At 65.5% G+C, this 14,471-nt stretch carries 16 protein-coding genes; 7 read left to right on the top strand and 9 right to left on the bottom strand.

Annotated elements, in window-relative coordinates; genetic code table 11:
- Positions 1-276: 276 nt before the first annotated feature.
- The 4 genes from fabG to IQ16_RS22305 all read right to left on the bottom strand — a co-directional run bounded on the left by fabG (position 277) and on the right by IQ16_RS22305 (position 3,893).
- Positions 277-1,014, bottom strand: a complete 738-nt coding sequence (gene fabG / locus IQ16_RS22320; protein ID WP_018645369.1) for a 3-oxoacyl-[acyl-carrier-protein] reductase — start codon at positions 1,012-1,014, stop codon at positions 277-279.
- A gap of 12 nt (positions 1,015-1,026) precedes the next feature.
- A complete protein-coding gene (gene fabD / locus IQ16_RS22315; RefSeq protein ID WP_018645366.1) occupies positions 1,027-1,986 on the bottom strand; it encodes an ACP S-malonyltransferase in 960 nt (319 codons plus the stop codon).
- Between the two features lie 173 nt (positions 1,987-2,159).
- Positions 2,160-3,185 carry a fatty acid desaturase family protein gene (locus tag IQ16_RS22310; protein ID WP_018645365.1) on the bottom strand — a complete coding sequence of 342 codons (1,026 nt, stop codon included), beginning with the start codon at positions 3,183-3,185 and terminating at the stop codon, positions 2,160-2,162.
- 3 nt (positions 3,186-3,188) lie between these two features.
- Positions 3,189-3,893, bottom strand: a complete 705-nt coding sequence (locus IQ16_RS22305; RefSeq protein ID WP_018645364.1) for a TetR/AcrR family transcriptional regulator C-terminal domain-containing protein — start codon at positions 3,891-3,893, stop codon at positions 3,189-3,191.
- 339 nt (positions 3,894-4,232) lie between these two features.
- Between IQ16_RS22305 and rpsF the strand changes: the two genes are divergently transcribed.
- The 4 genes from rpsF (at position 4,233) to rplI (ending at position 6,730) form a co-directional block, all read left to right on the top strand.
- Positions 4,233-4,730: a 30S ribosomal protein S6 gene (gene rpsF / locus IQ16_RS22300; RefSeq protein ID WP_020607995.1), complete on the top strand. Its 498-nt coding sequence runs from the start codon at positions 4,233-4,235 to the stop codon at positions 4,728-4,730.
- 5 nt (positions 4,731-4,735) lie between these two features.
- Positions 4,736-4,975 (top strand): 30S ribosomal protein S18, encoded by a 240-nt coding sequence (gene rpsR / locus IQ16_RS22295; protein ID WP_007592020.1) that lies wholly within the window; start codon positions 4,736-4,738, stop codon positions 4,973-4,975.
- A 127-nt stretch (positions 4,976-5,102) separates the two neighbouring features.
- A complete protein-coding gene (locus IQ16_RS22290; RefSeq protein WP_018645362.1) occupies positions 5,103-6,083 on the top strand; it encodes a YybS family protein in 981 nt (326 codons plus the stop codon).
- A 47-nt stretch (positions 6,084-6,130) separates the two neighbouring features.
- Positions 6,131-6,730 (top strand): 50S ribosomal protein L9, encoded by a 600-nt coding sequence (gene rplI, locus IQ16_RS22285; protein WP_018645361.1) that lies wholly within the window; start codon positions 6,131-6,133, stop codon positions 6,728-6,730.
- 134 nt (positions 6,731-6,864) lie between these two features.
- On the opposite strand, the gene IQ16_RS22280 is transcribed toward rplI, so the two are convergent.
- The 3 genes from IQ16_RS22280 to IQ16_RS22270 form a co-directional block, all read right to left on the bottom strand.
- Complete coding sequence (locus IQ16_RS22280) at positions 6,865-7,332, bottom strand: PaaI family thioesterase (protein WP_018645360.1); 468 nt, start codon at positions 7,330-7,332, stop codon at positions 6,865-6,867.
- Positions 7,333-7,343: 11 nt separating this feature from the next.
- Positions 7,344-7,940 (bottom strand): TetR/AcrR family transcriptional regulator, encoded by a 597-nt coding sequence (locus IQ16_RS22275; RefSeq protein ID WP_026312375.1) that lies wholly within the window; start codon positions 7,938-7,940, stop codon positions 7,344-7,346.
- A 106-nt stretch (positions 7,941-8,046) separates the two neighbouring features.
- Positions 8,047-8,961 (bottom strand): hypothetical protein, encoded by a 915-nt coding sequence (locus tag IQ16_RS22270; RefSeq protein WP_026312374.1) that lies wholly within the window; start codon positions 8,959-8,961, stop codon positions 8,047-8,049.
- Positions 8,962-9,239: 278 nt separating this feature from the next.
- Between IQ16_RS22270 and IQ16_RS22265 the strand changes: the two genes are divergently transcribed.
- Positions 9,240-10,490: a cyclopropane fatty acid synthase gene (locus IQ16_RS22265; RefSeq protein ID WP_026312373.1), complete on the top strand. Its 1,251-nt coding sequence runs from the start codon at positions 9,240-9,242 to the stop codon at positions 10,488-10,490.
- A gap of 3 nt (positions 10,491-10,493) precedes the next feature.
- Here the strand turns inward: IQ16_RS22265 and IQ16_RS22260 are convergent, their stop codons facing one another.
- On the bottom strand, positions 10,494-10,700 hold the full coding sequence (locus IQ16_RS22260; RefSeq protein WP_018645352.1) for a hypothetical protein: 207 nt from the start codon (positions 10,698-10,700) through the stop codon (positions 10,494-10,496).
- Positions 10,701-11,246: 546 nt separating this feature from the next.
- On the opposite strand from IQ16_RS22260, the gene IQ16_RS22255 reads away from it, so the two are divergent.
- A complete protein-coding gene (locus IQ16_RS22255) occupies positions 11,247-12,758 on the top strand; it encodes a replicative DNA helicase (protein ID WP_018645348.1) in 1,512 nt (503 codons plus the stop codon).
- 46 nt (positions 12,759-12,804) lie between these two features.
- Complete coding sequence (gene alr, locus IQ16_RS22250; RefSeq protein ID WP_018645346.1) at positions 12,805-14,079, top strand: alanine racemase; 1,275 nt, start codon at positions 12,805-12,807, stop codon at positions 14,077-14,079.
- 161 nt (positions 14,080-14,240) lie between these two features.
- On the opposite strand, the gene IQ16_RS22245 is transcribed toward alr, so the two are convergent.
- Positions 14,241-14,459 (bottom strand): hypothetical protein, encoded by a 219-nt coding sequence (locus IQ16_RS22245; protein WP_018645344.1) that lies wholly within the window; start codon positions 14,457-14,459, stop codon positions 14,241-14,243.
- Positions 14,460-14,471: the final 12 nt, after the last annotated feature.

Raw genomic sequence — 14,471 nt, 5'->3', positions numbered from 1 at the left:
GGGACGATACGAGCCGTCGTGGTCGTGTTACTTGCCTTTGCTTACGAACTTTAGATTTGGCCCCATCTCAACCGATGCAGGGCCCGGCGAACGACGGCCAAGGCTCCGCATCGCCAATATACAGGGTTTCAAAAACCTGCAATGGCGTTCTTTGCCCATCCGTTGAAGGTCCGGTTATCATACTTCAATAGCCTTGACTACAAGCCTCATTTCGCTCCGGAAACGGCCGTTTGCCGCATCCTGGGCCGCCCAAGTGGGCGGTGCGGAACGAGGGCTTCAGATCATGGCCATGCCGCCGTTGACGTGGATGGTCTGGCCGGTGACGTAGGCTGCTTCGTTCGAACTCAGGTAGACGGCGGCCGCCGCAATGTCCTCGGGCGTCCCCAGACGGGCAGCCGGAACCTTGGTCAGGATCGTCTCGCGCTGCTTGTCGTTCAGCGCATCCGTCATCGGCGTCTTGATGAAGCCAGGCGCGATGCAGTTCGCGGTGACGCCGCGCTTGGCGTATTCGGCACCGAGAGTCTTGATCATGCCGATCAGGCCCGCCTTCGATGCAGTATAATTGCCCTGCCCGGGATTGCCGGTGACGCCGACCACCGAGGTGATCGCGATGATGCGGCCGAAGCGCTTGCGCATCATCAATTTGGTGGCAGCGCGCGCCAGGCGGAAGGTCGCGGTCAGATTGACGTTGATGACCTCCTCCCAGTCCTCGTCGCGAAGCTGCACGAAGAGGTTGTCGCGCGTGATGCCGGCATTGGCGACGAGAATGTCGACCTGCCCCATCGCCGCTTCCGCGGCGGGCACCAGCGCCTCGACCTCGTCGGCCTTGGAGAGATTGCAGGGCAGCACGTGAGCGCGTTCGCCGAGCTTGCCGGCAAGCTCGTCCAGCACCTCCTTGCGCGTTCCTGAGATCGCAACGGTGGCGCCCTGCGCATGCAGCGCCTGCGCGATCGCGCCGCCGATGCCACCGGTCGCGCCGGTGACGAGCGCCTTTTTGCCAGTCAGATCGAACATCGATAAACTCCTTCAGGCCTGCTTCGCAGCGGCCAATGCATCCTTGGCGGCGGCAATGTCGTTCGGTCCGCCCACGGCGACGCCGACGGCACCGTCGGCGATACGCTTGACGAGTCCCGTCAGCACCTTGCCCGCGCCGATCTCGAAGAAACGGGTCACGCCCTGCCCTGCCATATAGGCAACCGACTCGCGCCAGCGCACCGTGCCGGTGACCTGCTCGACCAGGCGGCGGCGAATCTCGTCCGGATCGGTGATGGCGCTCGCCAGCACGTTCGACACCAGCGGCGCGCCCGGCGCCTTGATCGTGACCTTCGCCAGCGCCTCGGCCATCGCGTCGGCGGCAGGCTGCATCAATTTGCAATGGAACGGCGCGGACACCGGCAGCAGCATGGCGCGCTTGGCGCCCTTGGTCTTGGCGATCTCGACGGCGCGATCGACCGCCGCCTTGTCGCCGGAGACCACCACCTGCCCGCCGCCATTGTCATTGGCGGCCTGGCAGACCTGGCCCTGCGCCGCCTCGCCCGCGACCTCCATGGCGGCCTCGTAGTCGAGGCCGAGCAGCGCGGCCATCGCACCGGCGCCGACCGGCACGGCTTTTTGCATTGCGAGACCGCGGGTGCGAAGCAACCGCGCGGTGTCCGAGATGGTCAGGCTGCCGGCCGCGGCCAGCGCCGAATATTCGCCGAGCGAGTGGCCGGCGACGAAGGCGGCGTCCCGCCCCACGGAAAAACCGGCTTCACTTTCCAGCACGCGCAGCGTGGCGATAGAAACCGCCATCAGCGCCGGCTGGGCGTTCTCGGTGAGCTGGAGGGTCTCGGCCGGGCCATCCCAGATGGTGGCCGTCAGCTTCTCCCCAAGCGCGGCATCGACCTCGTCGAACACGGCGCGTGCCGCCGGAAAGGCGTCGGCCAGGGCCTTGCCCATACCGACGGCCTGGGACCCCTGCCCCGGAAATGTGAATGCTGCCGTCATCGGCGCTCCCCTGGATCGCTTGAGCCGTTGTATCGAGAGCCGGCAGCCGACTACGTCCGGCCCAAGCCTTGGTTCCCGATCATGCTCCAAAGGGGGCCGTAGACACCGTCCGAGGCTGGAATGTCAAGCCAAGAAGGGAAGTTCGACGGGCAGTCAACCGGGAATGCAGTCCCTCAAAACCCGCCCGACTTCTGATCCGCACCGACCTCGGCACCGGCCCGCGCCCGGCGGGCGCTGCTCACCAGTTGGCCCGGCCGGTCGTCGCGGTTCGGCTTGGCCGTGGCGAGCCGCAGCACGGCAGCATAGTTCGGCTGCACCTCCATGCGGCCGGCGTGCCGGCTCTCGCTAAGCAGCCGATGCACCTTCGGCAGATTGTAGCAGGGCACGTAGAACAACAGGTGATGCTCGAGGTGATAGTTCACGTAGTACGGCGCGATGAACAGCCGCTCGAGAAAATTGGCGTGCGTGGTGCGGGTGTTGCGCAGGGGATCGCTGCTATCAGGGACGACGGCATGCTCGGCGATGTTGCGGATGCGGGTGATGACCATCATCCAGGTCAGCAGCGGCACCAGCCATAACAGCGGATAGGCCCACCATACGCCGGCCGCCGCGAGGCCAGCGAACATCACGGCATTGACGATGCATTGCGGACCGAGCTTGTCCCAGAAATGCGCCAGACGCTGCCGCCACGGCCAGTCCTTCGGGCCGAGCGCATTGAGCAATTGCGCCTTGCGCTGCTGGTAGCCGGTCTGCCCGGTGATGTCGCGGATGAACTTGCGGCGATAGCTCAGCGTCGTGATTGGAAACGGCGCGGACAACACGAGATCGGGATCGTCCTCCTGCTGGGTGCGCGCGTGATGCTGCAGATGATAGCGGCGATAGGCGCGCGTCTCCGCGAAGATGGGATAGGCGCAGAACCATTGGCTCAGCGTCAGATTGGTGTTCTCGTCGGCGGACAGGCAACCGTGGGCGCCATCATGCATGAGGATCGCAAGGCCCAGCTGGCGCGAGCCGATGATGGCAACGGCGAGGATATAGGTCAGCGGATTGGGCCACCACGCGACCAGCGCGATCGCGCCGATGATCAGCGCCCAGGCGTGCGCGATGAGCGCGACGCCCTTCCAGGTCACGCGCTGGCGCACGTCGGCCAGTTGATCGTCGGTCAGGAAATCACGGGCACGCATGCGAAGCGCGGTCATGGCCTAGCTCTCCTCGTCCGAAGGGGTCGATGCATCGCGGTCGTCGACGAGGCGCAGCCGCGCGGCCTCGCCGGTAGACTTCGCCTGCTCACCAAGCACGCGCAGCATCTCGGCACAGAGCTCGTCCGGCGAGCGGCCCATGGCGTAGCCTTCGAGAATGACGCCGATCGCGACGGCCCAGAACCGCCGCGAGCTTTCGTCGGGCGCGCGTAAGGAGCGCCAGCCGTGGCGTGCCACCTGGCTCGCATAGGCCCGCGCGCCCTCGGTGTGCAGGCGCTCGATGGTGCGCTCGACCAGCGGCGCCAGATCCTGGCGCCGACGTGTCAGGGTGAGCGCCTCCGCGAAGAAGGCGACCGAATCACTCGCCGTCACCGTTTCCGCCAGCGCATGGGTGTACTCGCGCGGCGTGTGCGCCTTCAGCGCAGCCTGCTCGGTCGCACGGGCCAAGTAGAGGAGGTCGCGGCAGGCGCATTCGACGAACAGCGCCTCCTTGGTGCGGAAATAATAGGTGATCTGACTCGGGAATGCGTTCGCGGCGGCCGCGATGTCGGTGATCGAGGCGCCCGACAATCCCCGCTCCCGGAACAGCGGGCTTGCCGCATCCAGCAGCAGTGAACGCATCTTGCGGCCGGCCGAACGGGTGGCACGCGCCGCATGCTTGGGATCGCCAGCCGCCTCAAACGGCTCATGGACCGACTTTTCCGCCATGGGGCTCTCTCGTTCTAATTATTTGTATGCTATACAAACAAATAGATCAAGCCGAGTGTGGTATAAGAGGACCGCCCCGGTCCGGTACCGGCGACCCGGGCCAAGACCTGGCCCCGAACCTTGCAAAGCCGGCCAAAATCCGTATAAGGCGCGCATCCGCAGACCCCGGCCGGGAGCTGAACGGACGGTCTCAACAAATCATTCGTGATTTTGGTGTGGCAGGGCCAGTCGGCCCGTCGTCCCGTGTTTCCGCCTTCTGAGCTTAATCCCAGAGTCCTTTCCGAAGGTCTCTTAAGGGCTTGACGCCGGGCGATGCGCCAACATGAGGAAAGGACCACCATGGCTCTCTATGAGCATGTTTTTCTCGCGCGTCAGGACGCGAGCCCGCAGCAGGTCGAAGAGCTGACTGCGCAGATGACCGGCATCGTCGAGGGTCTCGGCGGCAAGGTCACCAAGACCGAGAACTGGGGCGTACGCTCCCTCACCTACCGGATGAACAAGAACCGCAAGGCGCACTTCGTGCTGCTCAACATCGACGCGCCGTCCGCGGCGATCGCCGAGATCGAGCGCCAGGAGCGCATCAGCGAAGACGTGATCCGCTATCTCAGCGTCCGCGTCGAGGAGCTCGAGGAAGGCCCGTCCGCGATGATGCGCAAGGCCGACCGTGATCGCGAGCGTGACGATCGTGGCGGCGGCTTCCGCGGCGAGCGTGAAGGCGGCTTCCGTGGTGACCGCGAGGGTGGTTTCCGTGGCGGCGATCGCGACGGTGGCTTCCGCGGTGATCGCGGTCCGCGTCGTCCGCGCGAAGAAGCTGAAACCACGACGGATGGGGAGTAAGATCAATGGCTGAAGCTGGTGCACGCCGTCCGTTTTTCCGTCGTCGCAAGAGCTGCCCGTTCACGGGCGCCAATGCTCCGAAGATCGACTACAAGGACTCCAAGCTCTTGATGCGCTACGTCTCCGAGCGCGGCAAGATCGTGCCGAGCCGCATCACTGCGGTGTCCGCGAAGAAGCAGCGTGAGCTCGCCCGCGCCATCAAGCGCGCGCGGTTCCTGGGCCTGCTGCCCTACGTCATTCGCTAAGACGAATTCGACCGGCGGCGTCATCGCCGCCGGTCGCTCTACCTAGTTTCATAAGGCTTCCGGGTCGTCCGGTTGCCGATGGTTGGGGCGAAACGCCTCTAACCGCTCGAAGGGAGCGGGACAGCTGATGATGGCCTTTGGACTGATAGCCCTGATCGCCGGCGCTGCGTCGGCCCTGATGTTCGCCTCGATCGTCTCGGGCGCGCTGATCTCGCTCGTCCTGTTCTATCTCGCACCGCTGCCTCTGATGGTCGCCTCGATCGGCTGGGGACCGCTCTGCGCGAGCCTTGGCGGCATCACGGCTGCGATCGGCCTCGGCGCCCTGTTCGGCCTGCCCTACTGCATCGCCTTCGCCGTCACCGTCGCGCTGCCGGCCTGGTGGCTGGGCCATCTCGTCCTGCTCAGCCGGCAGATCGGCCCCGTCGCGCCAGACGCTTCCACCACCGAGCCGCCGGCCGAGCCCGAGCTCGAGTGGTATCCGGTTGGACGTCTGCTGCTGTGGATCGCCGGCTTCGCCACGCTGACCACGATCGCGGCCCTGCTCACGCTCGGCACCGACGCCGAGACCATCACCGGCACATTGCAGCGCGGCCTGATGCGCATCCTCCGCACCACCGATCCGCAGACCTCCGCCGAAGCCGGCCAGTTCGTCGACGCGCTGGTGCGTATCGCGCCGGCCGCGGCGACCATCGTCGCGATGATGACGCTCACCCTCAACCTCTGGCTCAGCGCCAAGGTGACGGCGACATCGGGCCGGCTGCGCCGTCCCTGGCCGGATCTGAAGACCGCCGAGTTGCCGCCGATGACGCTGGTGGCGCTCTGCGTCGCGCTCGCCTTCTGCTTCACCGGCGGGCTGCTCGCGATCGTCGCGCAGATCACCACGGCGGCGCTGATGATGGGCTATGCGCTCACCGGCTTCGCCGTGCTGCATACGCTGACGCTGGCGCTGAAGAGCCGCACCTTCTGGCTCGGCTCGACCTATGCCGTCGTGGTCGTGTTCGGGTGGCCCGTCATCGCGATGGTGATCCTCGGTCTTGCGGACGCCGTGTTCGGCTTCCGCGAGCGCTTCCTGCGCAACCGGCAACCGCCGCCGCTGCCAACCCCTTAAGTCCAACCCTGAAACTGAAACCAAGAGCACTTCAAAGGAGAACGAATATGGAAGTCATTTTGCTGGAACGCGTCAACAAGCTCGGCCAGATGGGCGAAGTCGTGAAGGTTCGCGACGGCTATGCCCGCAATTTCCTGCTCAAGCGCGGCAAGGCGCTGCGCGCCACCGCCGACAACCGTGCCAAGTATGACGGCATGAAGGCCGATCTCGAGGCGCGCAACCTCGCCTCCAAGGCCGAAGCGTCCAAGGTCGCCGAGAAGATCGAAGGCAAGAACATCATCGTGATCCGTCAGGCCTCCGAAGCCGGCCAGCTGTTCGGCTCGGTCACGGTGCGTGACGTCGTCGTCGCGTTCGAAGCCGACGGCGTATCGCTCGCCCGTCCGCAGGTGCAGCTCGACGCGCCGATCAAGACCATCGGCAAGCACAGCATCACCGTCGCCGTTCACCCCGAGGTCGAGGTCGAGGTCACCGTCACGGTTGCCCGCAGCCAGGACGAGGCCGAGCGCATCAACCGCGGCGAGGACATCTCGACCCGCAACGAGGACCGCGACGCGGCCGCCGAAGCGATCGCCGCCGCTGGCGAGTTCTTCGATCCGGAAGCCCAGCACGACGAGGTCGAGCCGGCCCCGGCTGCGGAAGAGAAGTAAGCCGAATACCGTCATTCCGGGGCGGTCCGCAGGACCGAACCCGGAATCTCGAGATTCTCAGGTGCGCAATTGCGCACCATAGTTCGATGCTTCGCATCCCCCGGAATGACGAGATCTAGATCAGCCCGGTCGCCTCAGGCGGCCGGGCTTTTCGTTTTGGCGCCGACGTCCTCGCTCAGCATCGCGATCGAGGCGAGTGCGGTTGCCGTATGCTTCTCCACGCCGTCGCTGACGCAGAACACGTCGGCGGCGACCACCGAGACCTGGCGGCCCGGCTTGATCACCCGGGCGCGGCAGATCAGCTTCTCGCCGACCGCGGGCGACAACAAATTGAGTTTGTATTCCGCCGTCAGCGCCGGCTGGCCACGCGAGGTGGCCGCCGCGATCGTCGTGGCATTGTCGACCAGGAAGGCTGTGACGCCGCCGTGGAAGAAGCCATGCTGCTGCAACAGCTCCGGCCGCCGCTCCACCGCGATGGTGCAGCTGCCGCGCGACAGATCCGACAGCTCGGCACCGACCAGGTTCATAAAGCCCTGCCGGCCGACATTGGCGTGGATGCGCGCGGCGATCGGCTCAAAGTCGGGATCTGCTTCGGTTCGCATGCGGCCTCTCCTTATTGCTTGTTGATGCGATCGAACGGACGCAGCGCGCGGTTGGCGCAGGCAATCAGCATGTCGACTTCGCTGCGTGGATCGGCGCGATCACGCCCCGACAGAAAGGCGCGGCAAAAAATCTGCGCCGGGCCGATCAACTGGCTGACGAACATCACCGGCGTCATCGGCAGCAGCTCGCCATTTGCAACCAGCGGCGCACGCCAGCGCTCGATGCCCTCGGCCAGCCGCGCATTCTGCGCGCGCTGGGCATCGCGGACATCCTCGCCCCATTCGCTGCGCGAGATCTCGAAGAGATAGCGCGCCTCGCGCCGGCTGGTGACGACCCAGTCGAGGTGCGCGCGGATCAGGCGATCGATGCCCTGCTCGGCATCGGGAACAGGGTCGAGCGCCGCCAGCACCGCGGCGTGATAGTTCCTGAGCACCTCGAGGAACAGCGCGCCGGCCAGCTCTTTCTTCGAACTGAACGCGTGAAAGAAGCTGCCGTTGGAGGCGCGCGCTTTGCTGCGGATCGCCGCCACCGTCGCGCCGTCAAAACCGACGCGATCGAACACGGCGAGCCCCGCCGCCAACAGATCGTCACGCACGCTGGCCGTCATCGACGCCTCCTGGAGCAACACTCTAGAGTATTGCTCCAATTGCGGTCAAGACGACGCGAAGGCCGCGATGACGCGGCCTTCGCAAGTTGATCGCAGGATGTGGGGCTTACCGCGAGATCGGCGGGGTCGGCGGGCCGGAGGATTCCGCCGCCGGCGGGGCCACAGCGGTCGCGGGCGCCGGCTCCGGCGGCCTGGCCGCCGGTTCGGAGCTTGCGGCAGGCGCAGCCGGCTTGGGAGCCGCCTCTTCCGCCGCCTTGGGCACGGCCGGCTCGGCGGGCTTTGCGGCGGCCGGCGGAGCCGGAGTCACCTGCGGCACCGGATCGCGCGGCTCGACCTTGGCGGTATCAGGCTTGGCCTCGGCGGGCTTGCTGTCGGACTTGGCTTCACCGGAGTCCACCTTCGCAGTCTCGGGCTTGGCTTCCGCCTTTGGCTCGCTCTTCTTGTCTTCAGTGGCCGGCGCAGCGGCATCGACCTTCGCTGCGTCTTCGGTCCCGGGCTTGCCGCGACGCTTAGCCTTGCGTCCCTCTGGCGCGGGCTGGCCCTCGGGTTTGGCGCCCTCTTCGGCCGGCCGCGCGGCGCGCTTCTGGCGCCCCTCAGCGGGCGCAGTTGCGCCCTCGCCCTCCGGCTTGGCCGCCTCCTGGGAGCGCTGACGGCGGCCCTGATGTTCGGGCGTCTGGCCTGGAGCCGTGGCGGCTTCCTTCTCCTTGGGGCCGTCCTTCTTGCCGTCCTTGGCTTGGTAGCGGGTGTCGGTGGCACCGTTGGAGACGAGATAGGAGGCGAGGATGCCCGCCATGTCCGGGCTCGTGGTGTAGTGCTGGCGCAGGAAGCCCGGCAGCGAGCCCGGCGCCACGGACTTCAGCAGTCCCCGCGGGCTCTTGTGGCAGGCATTGCAGGTCTGCGCGAAGAGCTGGGAGGGGGTCTTGCCGGCCTCGAGGTTCGTCGCCTGCGCAAGGACGGCATCGGTCGCGCCGAAGCCGATCAGAAGCAATACCGTCGCGAGGCTAAGCGCTCGGCTCGACATTCCCATCATCTCCATTGATTTTCCGCACAGCCGGCAATCCGGCGGCGCCGGCGGGTCACCTTTTAGCGGATTGAGCCGCGAATGGAAGCAGGCTGCCCGCGCAAGGGTGTGGTTAAGCGCTTTTCGAATATCCGCATTGAACACAACGCAATAGCGGGTTCGGAACACCGCCCCTAAATTTAGATGCAAACGCATAGGAACCCGAGCGGGACCTGAGCGTCAGATGTGAAGACCGGCTTAGTCGCATCTCTTCGGGTTCGCTCGAGAGGAAGGTGTCGATGGACCGTTTGTTGCGTCGATTCTTGTCTCAATTCATCCGCCGCGGGTCGTTGACGGTGACCACGCCGGCGGGGTCGAAGTTCACTGTCGGCGACGGCTCTGGCGAGCCGGTCGCGGTGCGCTTCGTCACTCCGGAGGCGGAGCGGAAGATCCTCGTCAATCCCGAGCTCGGGCTTGGCGAGGCCTATATGGACGGCGAGTTCGTGGTCGAACGCGGTACCATAGCTGATGCCCTCGCGATCCTGCTCAATCAACCCGACCTATTGCCGCAGTGGGCCAAGCCCTGGTGGCACCTGCGCTATCTGACGCGGCACCTGAAACAATTCAATCCGCGCTCGCGTTCCCGCACCAATGTCGCCCATCACTATGATCTCGACGCCCGGCTCTATTCGCTCTTCCTCGACGCCGACAAGCAATATAGCTGCGCTTATTTCGAGACGCAGGACGCGACGCTCGACGATGCACAGCTTGCCAAGAAGCGCCACATCGCAGCCAAGCTGCTCATCAAGCGCGGCCAGCGCGTGCTCGACGTCGGCTCGGGCTGGGGCGGGCTCGGGCTCTATCTCGCCGAGATCGCGGGTGCCGACGTCACCGGCGTCACGCTGTCGACCGAGCAGCTGCAGATCGCCAATGCGCGCGCGGCCGAAAAGGGCCTGACCGGATCGGCCCGATTCCTGCTCCAGGACTATCGCGACATCGACGGGCCATTTGACCGCATCGTCTCGGTCGGCATGTTCGAGCATGTCGGGGCGAGGTTCTACGACGCCTACTTCCAGCGCTGCGCCGAACTCCTGAACGAGGACGGTGTCATGGTGCTGCACTCGATCGGCCGTTCGCAAGGGCCGGATTCGACCAATCCCTGGATTGCCAAATACATCTTCCCCGGCGGCTACATCCCCGCGCTGTCGGAGGTACTGCCGGCGATCGAGCGTGCGGGCCTTCTGGTCTGCGACATCGAGATTCTGCGCCTGCATTATGCCGAGACGCTGAAAGCCTGGCGCGAGCGCTTCATGGCCCGGCGCGAGGAGGCGGTTCAGCTCTACGACGAGCGCTTCGCGCTGATGTGGGAATTTTATCTGGCGGCCTGCGAGATGACGTTCCGCAAGCAGGCCATGATGAACTTCCAGATCCAGCTCACCAAGCGTCAGGGCGTGGTGCCGATCACCCGTGACTACATCGCACGCAATGAATCCCGCCTGCGCGCCATCGAAGGCGGCGCCAGGACAAGGCTGAAGCTTGCAGGTGAATAGGTTCTAATGACGCAGCGTCGATATCGGGGACGCGCGGAAAGAGGCCGTTAACGCCAATTGCGCCCGCACTTCGTCCAGGATCTCCGGTGCGATCGGCTGGCGACGCACTTCGGGGCGCTCGGCGTGCTGCATGGCCGCGATCAGCCCGGACAGCCACAGTCGGCTGCCTGCCTCGCTCCGCCAAATCTGCTGCTGCCGTTCTGGCCGCATCGCTCGCCTCGTCTTCCCGTCGCGGGTTGGGACAATCCCCTGCCCGCCTGCCTGTTCCGGCCCTACCCCGAAAGATTCCGGGGAGATGTGATCTGCTTCACATAAGTCTGGTCGGGTCCGGCTTAGACCGTCGCCATGAGCAAAGAGACCCAAACCTCATTTGACGTGCAGGACGACCTCCGCACCGATTACGCCCTGATCGCCACGGGCGTTGGGGCGGCGCTTGTTGCGCTGGTCTACCTCCTGCTGGTCTGAAGCCGAGCCGAAAGCGGCCAGTGCGCGTCATTTCGCGCGCTTCCAGATAGGTCTGCGCGCCAATCCATAAGGTTCATGGTTTCAGGATTTTTCCATGACCAGGGGCGGCTGCCTTTGGGACGGGCGAGTTCCGCCAAAATCCGTCAAGCGCGGCGCGTGCTGCGGCTGCTAATCATCCACCATTTTAACTGAGCGGTTGATAGCGGACAGCTTTCGCTTCCGCTTTGGCTTGAGGCGGCGCTTTATCCCGGGCCCCGCATCTGCCCAAGAAAATTGCTAAGCACGCCGACCATGGCCCTGACTGATTCGAACGTTCTCAAACTCGCGCCCGAGCCGGGAACTCCCGCCTACCGGAGCGCGCCGCATAATATCGAGGCGGAACAGAGCCTTCTGGGCGCGATCCTGGTCAACAACGATGCCTTCTACCGCGTCTCCGACTTCCTGGAGGCGAAGCATTTCTTCGAGCCGCTGCACCAAACCATCTTCGAGACCGCCAGCAGCCTGATCCGGATGGGCAAGATCGCCACACCCGTGACGTTGAAGACCTTCCTGCCCGCCGATACCGATGTCGGCGGCATGACCATCGGGCAATATCTGGCACGGCTCGCGGCCGAAGCGACCACCATCATCAACGCCCAGGACTACGGTCGCACCGTCTACGACCTGTCGCTCAGGCGCGACCTGATCGGCATCGGCGAGGACATGGTCAATGTCGCGTACGACGCCCCGGTCGATTTCCAGCCACGGGCGCAGATCGAGGACGCCGAGCGAAAGCTCTACGAACTCGCCGAGTCCGGCCGCTATGACGGCGGCTTCCAGAAATTCTCGCAGGCGTTGGCGGTCGCCGTCGATCTCGCTGCAAAGGCGTTCCAGCGCGACGGAAAGCTGTCCGGCATCTCGACGGGCATGCGCGACCTCGACACCAAGATGGGCGGCCTGCAGCACTCCGACCTCATCATCGTGGCGGGTCGCCCGGGCATGGGCAAGACGTCGCTGGCGACCAACATCGCCTACAACGTCGCCAAGGCCTATGTCGGCGAACTCCAGGCCGACGGCACCATGAAGGCCGCCAATGGCGGCGTGATCGGCTTCTTCTCCTGCGAAATGTCGGCCGACCAGCTCGCCACGCGTATCGTGGCCGAGCGTACCGGCATTCCCTCCTCCCACATCCGCCGCGGCGGCATCTCGGAAGCCGATTTTGACAAGATCCGGGAGGTCTCGATCGAGCTGCAATCGCTGCCGTTCTATGTGGACGCCACCGGCGGCCTGTCGATCGCACAGCTGATGGCACGCGCGCGCCGACTCAAGCGCCAGAAGGGCCTCGATCTACTCGTGATCGACTACATCCAGCTGCTGTCAGGTTCAGGCAAGCGCGCCAGCGACAGCCGCGTGCAGGAAATCACGGAGATCACGACCAGCCTGAAGGCGCTCGCCAAGGAGCTCAACGTTCCCGTGATCGCGCTGTCCCAGCTCTCACGCCAGGTCGAATCCCGCGACGACAAGCGGCCGCAGCTCTCCGACTTGCGCGAATCCGGCTCAATCGAGCAAGACGCCGACGTCGTGCTGTTCGTTTACCGCGAGGAATATTACCTCGCGATGAAGGAGCCCCGCCCAGGCACGCCTGAACACGAGAAGTGGCAGCTTGACATGAGTCTTGCGCACGGAAAAGCCGAGGTCATCATCGGCAAGCAGCGCCACGGCCCGACCGGCACCGTCGATTTGGCGTTCGAAGCCTCGGTCACGCGGTTCGGCGATCTCGCGCCTGACAGTCAGCTGCCGGCTCGCAGCGGCAACGACTACTGAGTTTCTTGAACCAGACCCGCCTCTTGCGTAAAACGGCGCCATGACAATGGCGTCCGACCCGAAAATGAACCCGCAATCCGGCCTTCTCTCCGCGGAGGCCAATCAGGCTGCCGCGCTCGCTGCTTACGGCGGCGTGCTCACCGTCGATCTCGACGCGATCATCGCCAACTGGCGCAAGCTCGAGAAGACGGCGGTGCCGGCCGAATGTTCGGCGGTGATCAAGGCCGACGCCTATGGCTGCGGCGCCGAGCAGGTGTCGCGTGCGCTGAGCAAGGCCGGCTGCAAGACCTTCTTCGTCGCCACCATCGAGGAAGCCCGCAAGGTGCGCGCGGCCGTGCCGGAGCCCACGATCTACGTGCTGGGCGGCTATTTCCAGAACACCGGCGAGCACTACGCCCAGATCAACTGCCGGCCGGTGATCGGCGATCTCAACGAGCTCGCCGAATGGGACGTGTTCTGCCGCCGCACCGGCTGGAATGGCGGCGCCGCGATCCACATCGACACCGGCATGAACCGTCTCGGGCTGACGCTGTCGGAAGCGCAGGCCATCATTCCCCGCATCAACGCCGGCGATCACGGCATCACGCTCGTCATGAGCCATCTGGTCTCGGCCGAGCAGCTCAACAGCCCCGTCAATGCCAAGCAGCTCGCGGCCTTCCGCGCCATCGCCAGCGAATTCTCGGGCGTGCCTGCGGCGCTCGCCAACTCGTCCGGTATTTTCCTCGGCGCCCCCTTCCAGTTCGACCTGGTGCGACCCGGCGCTGCGCTCTACGGCGTCAACCCGACGCCGGAGGCCGACAATCCGATGCAGCAGGTCGTCGACCTCAAGGCGCGCATCGTGCAGATCCGCAATGTCGAGCGCGGCGAGAGCGTCGGCTATGGCGGCACCTGGACCGCGCGCCGGCCGACCAAACTGGCGATCATCGCGGTCGGCTATGCCGACGGCTATTTCCGCGCCGCCAGCTCCAACGACGGCACCCGCGGCGCCGAGGTGATCGTCGCGGGCAAACGCTGCCCCGTGGCGGGCCGCGTCTCCATGGACCTGATCGCGATCGACATCACCGATCTGCCGCCGAACGCGGTGCGGCGCGGCCACATGGTGACGCTGCTCGGCGAAGGCATCACCGTCGACGAGCTCGCGCATCATTTCGGCACCATCGGCTACGAGGTGCTGACCAGCCTCGGTCACCGCTATGCCCGCGTCTACAAGGGCGGCAACGTGGTCGAGCCGCTGGCAAGGCCGGCTCCGGCGGCGGCAGCCGAGCAGCCGCCCTCGCCGCCGATCGAGCAGCCTGCAAGCCCGCCGCCGCTGCCGGGCTAAAGCGACGCTCTCGTGCCCCGGACGCAGCGCAGCGCTCCCCCGGCGATGCGAAGCATCGTCCGGTTCAGCGATGCGCTGCAGAGCCGGCGCCCATCTCTCAGCAGGATACCGCGTCGCCTTCTGGATCCCGGCTCGCGCTACGCGCGTCCGGGACACGATGTCTACTTCTTCTTCCTGCTGTCCAGCGCTGCCTTGCAGGTCGCGCTGAGCTGGTCGCGCTTGGCGTTGAGACAGGCGACGATGCCGCCGCCCGGCGCGAGGCCGGCGCAGAATTTGTCGTAGTCCGCCTTGCACGCGCCGCGCGTTTCGGCTGATTGTGCCGAAGTAGCCCCGGAGAACGCGACGACGAAAGCAATAGCGGCAAAGCTCAACTTGGACATTGTATCTCCGGG

Source organism: Bradyrhizobium huanghuaihaiense (assembly GCF_007830635.1).
Taxonomy (GTDB): domain Bacteria; phylum Pseudomonadota; class Alphaproteobacteria; order Rhizobiales; family Xanthobacteraceae; genus Bradyrhizobium; species Bradyrhizobium huanghuaihaiense.
This window is presented reverse-complemented; position numbering and strand designations above follow the sequence as displayed.